The organism is Caballeronia sp. LZ033, assembly GCF_031451265.1.
In the GTDB taxonomy this organism is placed as follows: domain Bacteria; phylum Pseudomonadota; class Gammaproteobacteria; order Burkholderiales; family Burkholderiaceae; genus Caballeronia.
Map to the genome: position 1 here is coordinate 2,734,683 of NZ_JARUXQ010000001.1, position 9,756 is coordinate 2,744,438.

The 9,756-nt window shown below is 62.1% G+C and carries 4 protein-coding genes; all 4 read right to left on the bottom strand.

Annotated features, from left to right (window positions below; translation table 11 throughout):
* Positions 1 to 84 precede the first annotated feature (84 nt).
* Positions 85 to 3,909: a YadA-like family protein gene (locus tag QCE62_RS12805; RefSeq protein WP_309918429.1), complete on the bottom strand. Its 3,825-nt coding sequence runs from the start codon at positions 3,907 to 3,909 to the stop codon at positions 85 to 87.
* Positions 3,910 to 4,206: 297 nt separating this feature from the next.
* On the bottom strand, positions 4,207 to 4,572 hold the full coding sequence (locus QCE62_RS12810) for a nuclear transport factor 2 family protein (RefSeq protein ID WP_309918431.1): 366 nt from the start codon (positions 4,570 to 4,572) through the stop codon (positions 4,207 to 4,209).
* Between the two features lie 413 nt (positions 4,573 to 4,985).
* The gene (locus QCE62_RS12815; protein ID WP_309918433.1) at positions 4,986 to 7,535 is read right to left on the bottom strand and encodes a tetratricopeptide repeat protein; all 2,550 of its coding nucleotides are present in this window, start codon (positions 7,533 to 7,535) and stop codon (positions 4,986 to 4,988) included.
* Between the two features lie 438 nt (positions 7,536 to 7,973).
* Positions 7,974 to 9,756, bottom strand: a 1,783-nt coding sequence (locus QCE62_RS12820; RefSeq protein WP_309918436.1) for a YadA-like family protein, incomplete at its 5' end; no start/stop codon positions are given.

Genomic DNA, 9,756 nt, shown 5'->3' on the forward strand with positions numbered 1-9,756 from the left:
ATTTGAGTTGGAACCCTGGAAGTTTTCATTCGTGTCACGCCGGTCAGGCGAGCGGCTCGCGCCGCCCGCCTGACCGGCCGCGCGTTACCACTGATAGGACGCACCCCCGCCCACCGCCGTGCCCGCCGAACTCACGCCCGCACCGATCTTCACCTTGATGTTCTGCGTAATGCGTGCCGAGGCACCAAGGGCTGCGGCTTGATAGCCCTTGTAGTTGGCCGTACCGACGCCGACTGCGATGGTCTTGCCCTGATCGACGTCCGGGATCATCGTCAGCGCCGTGGCAGCGGCAACGCCCGAATAGGCGCTGCGTGCGACTGCCGAGATCTGGTCGCCCAGCACGTTGAATTGCTGGTTCGTGTACGCGTTGGCCTGGTTGACGCCTTGCGCGACGCTCTGGTTCAGCTGGTTCAGATTCACCGCATCGGTCCCTTGCGTGCCGGCCGCGACGTTGGTGATCTGACGCTCGCTGCCCACCGCGCCGACTGAGACCGTATTGTCTCGATCCGCCACGGCGTTGGCCCCGAGCGCGACGGCGTTCCCCGCCGGTGCGGTTGCGTTGGCGCCGATCGCGGCCGAGTTTCCCCCCTGCGCCGTCGCGCCGAAGCCGACCGCCACGGCCCCCGCTCCGGTCGCGCTGGCGCTAGGTCCGATCGCGGCCGCGTGCGTGCCGGTGGCGACGGAAGCCTCCGTCGTCCGATCGCCGTTGATTGCAATGAACGGACTGCTTGCGTTCTGCGCGATGTTCGCGACCTTGCCGATGGCTTCGTTCAATTGATCGAGATTGACGGCATCGCTGGCGTTGAGGCCGTAGGCCACGTTATGAACCGCCGTGCCGCCCGTGTTCGTCGCGGCGTTGTAGGCGGGACCGGAAAGCGTCAGGCTGCTCGGGTTCGGCGTGCCGTTCGCGTTAGCGTCGTACTTCACGACCGAGTTGCCCAGGTTGCCCGCCGCGTTCGTGATGTTCGTCACTTCGGTCTGAAGGCTGCTCACGGCCTGGTTTGTCGCATTGAGCTGCGAGCCGTTCACGGCGTCCGTCGAGGTGGCCGAAACACGGCCGGCCGCAACGTTCGTGAGCGTGCGCTCGTAACCCGCCGAGCCGACACTCACCGTGCCGACCGGCGCGGTCCCAGCGAACGCGTAGTTCACTCCATTGATGTCGATGCTGGGGGTCGCCACTGCGCTGGACGAGACCGACTTCGAGCCCAGCGCGACGTCGTTCGCGTTCGCCGACACCGCCCCGGAACCAATCGCCACTGAGTCGACGCCCGTCGCCGTCGAGCCCGCTCCCGTGCTGTTGGCGTGGAAGTACGTCGAGCCGGTTGTGTTGAGGCCGTTTATCGAATTGAGTGCGTTACTGATGTCGGTTGCGTTCCGGTCGATCGCCTGGTTCGAGGCGTAGAGTTCCGAGCCGTTCACGGCGTCCGTCGAGGTGGCCGAAACACGGCCGGCCGCAACGTTCGTGATCGTGCGCTCGGCGCCCGCTGAGCCGACGCTCACCGTGCCAACCGGCGCGGTTCCAGCGAACGCGTAGTTCACTCCGTTGATGTCGATGCTGGGGGTCGCCACTGCGCTGGACGAGACCGACTTCGAGCCCAGCGCGACGTCGTTCGCGTTCGCCGACACCGCGCCGGAACCGATCGCGACCGAATCGAGGCCCGTCGCCGTCGAATCCGCGCCCGTGCTGTTGGCGTGAAAGTATTTCGTGCCCGTGGCGGAAATGCTGTTGATGGAGTTGACCGCGTTGCTGATGTCGGTGGAGTTCTGATCGATCGCCTGATTCGATGCGTTCAGTTGCGAGCCATTGACGGCGTCCGTCGACGTGGGTGACAAGCGGCCCGCTGCAACATTCGTGATCGTGCGCTCGTTACCCGCTGAACCGACGGAAACCGTACTCGTCGCGTTGGTTCCCGCGAACGTGTAGGTATTGCCGCTGATCGTCGCGTTCGGGGTGTTGACCACTGCGTCCGTCGTCGAAACGGCGCCAAGCGCCACGTCCCTCGCATTGTTCGCGACTGCGCCCGAACCCAGCGCGAGCGAACCTAACCCGCCGGCACTGGCCGTCGACCCCAGGGCTACCGAGACAACCCCGGTCGCCTGCGCTCCAGCACCGAGCGCCGTTGAGCTGAGGCCCGACGCGATTGAACTTGCTCCCAACGCGGTTGCCGCGAAGCTCGAAGCCGCCGCGCTGACGCCATATGCGACTGTATCGGCGCCGTTCGCCGTCGCCAGCGAGCCAACTGCGAGAGCGGTGTCGTTCCCTCCAGGGGCGCCGCTGGCATAGGATCCCTGGCCAATCGCTATCGCGGCAGGCGTCAACGCCTGAGCCGTATTCGATATCGCAACCGTGTTCAACCCCGCCGCCGTCGCTTTCGGGCCGATCGCGACGGCTGACCCCGCGCCAGACGCGGTCGCTTGAATTCCGATGACTATCGAATTGTCCGCTGAAGCCGCCGCAGTCGGTCCGATGGCGATGGAGCTCTGGCCAGATGCGGTCGCCAGAAGTCCGAACGCCGCCGAGCCCGCCCCCGTTGCCGACGCATGCGATCCCATTGCCGTGGACCCATCACCAGATGCAGTCGCCGCATTCCCCACGGCCAACGATTCCGCTCCTGAAGCCAGCGCCGCCGAGCCAATCGCAACTGCGTCGCCCCCCGCAGCGGTCGAGTCGGGGCCGGTGCTGTTGGCGTGGAAATACTTCGCACCCGTCGTGTTGATGCTGTTGATGGAGTTGACCGCGTTGCTGATGTCGGTGGAGTTCTGATCGATCGCCTGATTCGATGCGTTCAGTTGCGAGCCATTGACGGCGTCCGTCGACGTGGGTGACAAGCGGCCCGCTGCAACATTCGTGATCGTGCGCTCGTTACCCGCTGAACCGACGGAAACCGTACTCGTCGCGTTGGTTCCCGCGAACGTGTAGGTATTGCCGCTGATCGTCGCGTTCGGGGTGTTGACCACTGCGTCCGTCGTCGAAACGGCGCCAAGCGCCACGTCCCTCGCATTGTTCGCGACTGCGCCCGAACCCAGCGCGAGCGAACCTAACCCGCCGGCACTGGCCGTCGACCCCAGGGCTACCGAGACAACCCCGGTCGCCTGCGCTCCAGCACCGAGCGCCGTTGAGCTGAGGCCCGACGCGATTGAACTTGCTCCCAACGCGGTTGCCGCGAAGCTCGAAGCCGCCGCGCTGACGCCATATGCGACTGTATCGGCGCCGTTCGCCGTCGCCAGCGAGCCAACTGCGAGAGCGGTGTCGTTCCCTCCAGGGGCGCCGCTGGCATAGGATCCCTGGCCAATCGCTATCGCGGCAGGCGTCAACGCCTGAGCCGTATTCGATATCGCAACCGTGTTCAACCCCGCCGCCGTCGCTTTCGGGCCGATCGCGACGGCTGACCCCGCGCCAGACGCGGTCGCTTGAATTCCGATGACTATCGAATTGTCCGCTGAAGCCGCCGCAGTCGGTCCGATGGCGATGGAGCTCTGGCCAGATGCGGTCGCCAGAAGCCCGAACGCCGCCGAGCCCGCCCCCGTTGCCGACGCATGCGATCCTATTGCCGTGGACCCATCACCAGATGCAGTCGCCGCATCCCCCACGGCCAACGATTCCACTCCGGAAGCAAGTGTGTGATCGAGCGTCTCCACACCCATATTGCCCACGGCGATGGCACCCGTCCCACTCGACGTTGCAGCTCCCCCAATTGCAACCGCTCCGTTGGTGCCGATAGCCGTCCCGCCATCGACCGAACCGGCATTGGCCGTATCCGCCATCGACAGCACTCCTCCCAGCAGGACGACCGCATAGGCCGCTGCAATCTTGCTGCTCGCTTTCTTTCCCCGTGCCTTTGCCGATTCCGCCACCGCGACCCACGTGCCGGTGGTCTCGTTCCACACTGTCCGATATGTCTTATTCATTTGTATGCCTAAGTCTTCAATAATGTTGCTGATACTTCATATCCGCAACGCGAGGTTCTTCAATGTCCAGGCGCTTCCTGCCGGAATCCCCTGATGCGTCGAGCGATGCATGCCGATGCGCCGCGGTCACTGGCGCGCCATGTCGGCTTTCGGCATCACTGATTGCGCAAGCTCCCACTCTTGCTATCGCGCTTCACCCACCCTCCCCTATAGCGACTGCAGCGTTGCGGATCGACGGCGATGTCCAGGAATCCGGTCTGACCGAAACCGGCGTCCCTGGTGATGCCGCCCGTGAATTCACTCGCGTCCTTGAAGCGTCATGTGCGACGAGACGGCTCGCCACGCGCCGTCGCGGCGCACGAACACATCGGTGAAAGAGAACAGGAGCGCCGCCGGCTGACCGGACTGACTGAACCGGTTGGTCCCCGTGACGATTGCGGTGTCGCCGTAGGTCCTGACCTTCATGTCCTGCAATTGCTGCGTGGATCCCACAGGCGGCGGCGCTGCGCTCAATGCTTCGGCCTTGTCCCGGCGGCGCCCGTTGCTGAGCGTCTCGACGAACGAAGGGTCGAGAATCCGGTCGAGCGTCGCGATATCCCTGCTCGCGGTGGCCTGAACCCAGACGTTCTCGAGCGATTCGAGCGCCGCGGAATCGCCTGGCATTTGCGCCATGCATTGCATGCTGGCCAATGCAAGCGACATCGAGACAAACCATTTCTTGCGTGCAACACAAGGTTTCATGACGTGGGCTCCAATACAGCCGTTACTGCGAACCAGCGATAAAAACGCTCGTTCTGCAAATGACTTCTGGCTTTCGGATCAAGCTTTCGGCAATAGCTCGCCCGCGCCGCCGAACGAGTGAGATCGTCGGCCGCGTGCGTGCAAGCGCGTTGCGTTCAAAGCGGCGGTCGCGTCACTGAGCGAACAGGATGCGACATATGGCAATTCCCCTGAATCGCCATATGATTTGTTATCCGAAATTTATATGCGAATATTTACCTAAGATAATCTGTTTGGCGTTGAAGCCGCTGTGTTTTCTCCCCGGGTGTCTCCGCTTTTATTCGCAGCGAAAAGTTTTAGCAGGAAACGTCATGGGTCAACATCGTGTTGACCTCGATTTTCGACGGAGTATTCGGTTGCAAACGAAGCACACCTTGCTCGCGCCACATACGTTGAAACGCACGCTCCATTCCTCGTGCGAAGCGCGCACCGTCCATCAATGCAGAACGTTCCATCATCGTTCTCAGTTCAGAGCGGAGCTTGCGCAAGCGACTCAGATCCTGGGCCGCCTCCACTGCCTTTTCAATGAAGCTCTCTTCCGAATCCGCAATCCATTCCGGCATGCTCAGGTTCGACAGCAACGCATGTCCCGCGCGGCTTGCCGGCGTCTGGCCGGTCATCGTGAGAACCGGCACGCCCATCCACAGGGCGTCGAGACTCGTGGTGTGGCCGTTGTATGGAAACGTATCGAGCACGATGTCGATCTCGAGATACGTGTCCATATAACGCTCGCGCGGACGGTAATCGACGAAGTACAGTCGCGATGCCTCGACCCCCGCCGCTTCGAACTTCGCCACCACCTCCTCCCGCGCGCGCCCCCAGGCAAGCAGAAGCATCAGCGTCGAGCCAGGAATGCGCCGCATCGCCTCGGCCCAGAGTGAAAAAGTCCGGTCAGTGAGCTTGCACGGATTGTTCAGGCATCCGAACGTGATATGTCCCTTGTCGTCTGCGGGAAGCGTGTTCACATGGTGCGACAGATTAAGCGGCGCGTAGCACCAGAACGTATCGGGCAGGCGAATCGATGTTTCGCTATAGCAATCATCCCGGTTCGAATCGGCCGGATCGAGCCATGGATCGGTCAGTCGATACTCGATTGCGCTGCTTCCCGTCGTCCCCGGATAAGCCAGCCAGGCCACCTGAACCGGCGCGGGCTTTCGCGCAAAGAGCTGGGGACGTCCGCCCGCCATGTGCATGGTCAGGTCGACCAGAATGTCGATGCGATCGTCCCTGATCTGCCGGGCGAGTTGTTCGTCGTCGAGCGTGTGGGCATCGCGCCACGCATCCGCGAGATGCGCGATCTCGTCGGTGATGCGATCACGGATTTCGACGCTCGAATAACAAAAGATTTCGACCGCGCGATGATCGTGATTACGCAACAGCGGCAACATGAACAGCGACTGGCAATGGTCGCGAAAGTCCGGTGAGACGTAGCCGATGCGCAAGCGCCGTTCGGGAGCCGGATCATTCCGGTACGGCACCGCCGCAGCGACAAGCCGGGCTTCGAACCGGGCGGCGAAGCGCCGGCCTTCTTCTAGCACGTCATAACCCGCCTCGCTGACGAAGCTGAGCGCGTAGACCAGATTGGAATGGGCAATCAGACAGTCGGGATCGATCTCGATGGCGCTGCGAAAGCAGTTCAACGCCTCCCCGATGTTTCCCGAGTTCTTCGCCAGCAACACAGTGCCCAACCCGACGTGCGCGGCAGCGAGACGCGGCTGCAATTCGAGCACCCGGCGCGTGAGCACTTCGGCCTCGTCGAGCTTGCGGAGATTTTTAAGGAAAGCCCCGAAGTTGAAAAGCGCGCCCCAATGATTCGGGTCCACTTCGAGCGCGTGCCCGTACGCGGCCTCGGCGGCTTCGGTGCGGCGCGTTTCCGCGAGGATATTGGCGAGATTGATCAGCGCGAGCACGAAACGCGGGCTCAGTTCGATTGCACGACGCAACAGCGCTTCCGCTTCGTCGAAACGGCGTTTTTCCGCCAGCAGACTGCCGAGTGCATTCAATGTCCCGACATTGTTCGGCGACAATTGCAGCGACATGCGAAATGTATCGATGGCCTCATTCGAACGGCCGAGCTCATTCAAAAGCCGCGCAAGCATTTCGCTTGCACCCGCGAATTGCGGATCGGCTCGCAATGCGTGACGCAAGGCCTGCTCGGCTTCCACTTTTCGACCCGTCTCCTTGAAAAGGGAACCGAGATTGCACAGCGCCTGTGCAAAGCCAGGCCGAATCTCCAGCGCGTGACGAAATGCAGATTCGGCATCGTCGAACATTCTTTGTTCGGCCAGTACCGATCCCAGACTATTGAGCGCTTCAGGCCAATTCGGACGCAGCACGATTGCACGGCGTAGTTGCTCGAGCGCATCGGCGCTATTGCCGAGCCGGGAAAGCAGTTTTCCGAAATTGAAGCGGTAATCAGCCGAGTTCGGATCGAGTTCGACCGCGCGCTGAAACGCTGTCTTTGCGTCTTCCAGCTGATTCTGGTCCTCGTGCAGCCGCGCCAGATTGAAATGGGCGATGGCGAAATCGGGATGGATAACCAGTGCGCGACGCTGCGCGTTCATCGCTTCCTCATAACGCTTTTGCGCTCTCAGCGCCAACCCGAGATCGGATTCTCCCGCCGCGGTTTGCGTGATGGAAAGCGAGATCTGAATGAGCGATTCCGCTTTGGACGGATCGCCATCCAGCAGATGAAGCACTCCCAGAAGATGATTGGCTTCGCAATGCCGCGGTGCTTCGCTCAGGATGCCTCTGCATTGGATAGCGGCCTGCACACGGTCACCCGAGCGAAAGCATTCCAACGCAGTTTCGAAAGATTGTGAGGTGGCGAGTGCGGTGGCTTGCACGTCGGGCTTCCCTATATTGATTTGTATTGCGACCGCGCAGCGGAACAGCGACTCCGCTGAATTGCGCTTGCACTAGTGAGGTGCGAGATCCACGCAATGTTACAACAATCAACTTATTGTTAGGAAGGCGATTCAAGTCCTATTTAGTCCTTCCCTTCTATTTTCTCAGGACTCGATTGAAATAATGCACAAATCTATTTCATTAAATTGAATTCGAAGTACGCAGGCCACTTTTCTGGTTATCCTGAAAACCTTCGATTCGGATTTTCAGAATGATGTATTACTCGGTATCCTGATCGGTCTCGATTTTCAAAAAGGGGAATTGAAAGGATTTTGGTGAATGCGATGTTTGAATAACAGGCTTCAAACAGTGGATTAAATCGGTTGGTGAATTGCAGACGGGCGGCATGCGCCGGCCGCCTGCAATCCAGCCTTGCATTACCACTGATAGGATGCGCCTCCGCCCACCGCCGTTCCTGCGGCACTGACGCCGGCGCCAAGTTTCAGCTTGACGTTCGCTGTTACGCGCGCAGAAGCGCCCAGCGCAGTTGCCTGATAGCCCTTGTAATTGGCGGTGCCGATGCCGACCGCGATGGTCTTGCCTGGATCGACGTCCGGAATCATCGACAAAGCCGTCGCCGCTGCCACGCCGGCATAGGCGCCGCGCGCCACGGAACTCACCTGGCTGCCGAGCGCGGTGATCTTCTGATCCGTATAGGCGTTCGCCCGGTTCAAGCCCTGCGAGAAGCTCTGATTCATCTGGCCCAGATTCACGGCGTCGGTGTCCTGGGTGCCGGCCGCCACGTTCGTGATCTGGCGCTCTTCACCCGCAGCGCCGACCGACACCGTGTTGTCGCGGTCCGCGACCGATCTGGCGCCCAGCGCCACCGAATTCGCCGCTGACGCATGGGCGCCCGAGCCGACCGCCGTCGCACGTGCTCCGCTCGCGCTGGCAAGCGCGCCCATCGCGGTCGAATGCGTGCCGGTTGCGGCGGCGCTTTCCGTGTCGCGATTGCCCTCGGCGGCCATGAACGGGTTGTTGGCCGCGTTCGCCACGTTGGTCACGGCGCCGATCACCTCGTTCAACTGACTCACGTTCACGGCATCGCCGCCATTGACGCCGTATGCCACGTTGTGGATGGCGGTGCCTCCGGTGTGTGTCGAGCTGTCGTAGGCGCCGCCGCTCAGCGTGATGCTGCTGGTATCCGGCGTGCCGTCCGCGCGGGTGTCGTATTTCACGGAGGCGTTGTTGAGCGCGTTGACGTCGGTCGAGATGTTCGAGACTTCCGTCTGCAGGCTGCTGACCGCCTGATTGGTCGCGTGGAGCTGCGAACCGTTCACGGCGTCCGTCGAGGTGGCCGAGATGCGGCCGGCCGCGACGTTCGTGATGGTGCGTTCAGCGCCCGCCGAGCCGACGCTCAACGTGCCGACCGGAGCCGAACCGGCAAACGCGTAGTTGATGCCGTTGATGGCGATGCCCGCCGTCGCGACGGCCTCCGACGTGATCGAGTTCGAACCGAGCGCGATGCTGTTGGCATGAGTCGCCGCCGCGCCCTGACCGATGGCGATGGCATCGAGACCGGTGGCCATCGAGTCGTCTCCGGTGCTGTTCGCATGGAAGTACTTCGTGCCCGTGGCGACGATGGTGTTGATCGAGTTGACCGTGTTGCTGATGTCGGCGGTGTTCTGGTCGACGGCCTGATTGGTCGCGAAGAGTTGCGAGCCGTTCACGGCATCGGTCGAGCTGGCGGAGAGGCGGCCTGCGGCGACATTCGTGATGGTGCGTTCCGCGCCCAACGAACCCACCGATAACGTGCTCTGCGCATCGCTGCCCGCGAACGTGTAGTCCTTGCCGCCGATCGTCGCGCCGGCGGTGTTCACGACAGCCTCCGTGGTCGAGTTCGCACCGAGCGCGATGTCGTTTGCGTTGGCCGCGACCGCGCCCTGCCCGATGGCGACCGAGTCGAGACCGAGGGCTGTCGAATCCTCTCCGCTGCTGTTCGCGTGGAAGTACTTCGTGCCCGTGGCGACGATCGTGTTGATCGAGTTGACCGTATTGCTGATATCCGCGGTGTTCTGATCCACGGCCCGGTTCGTCGCGAAGAGTTGCGAACCGTTCACCGCATCGGTCGAGCTGGCGGAGAGGCGGCCTGCGGCGACATTCGTGATGGTGCGTTCCGCGCCCAACGAACCCACCGATAACGTGCTCTGCGCATCGCTG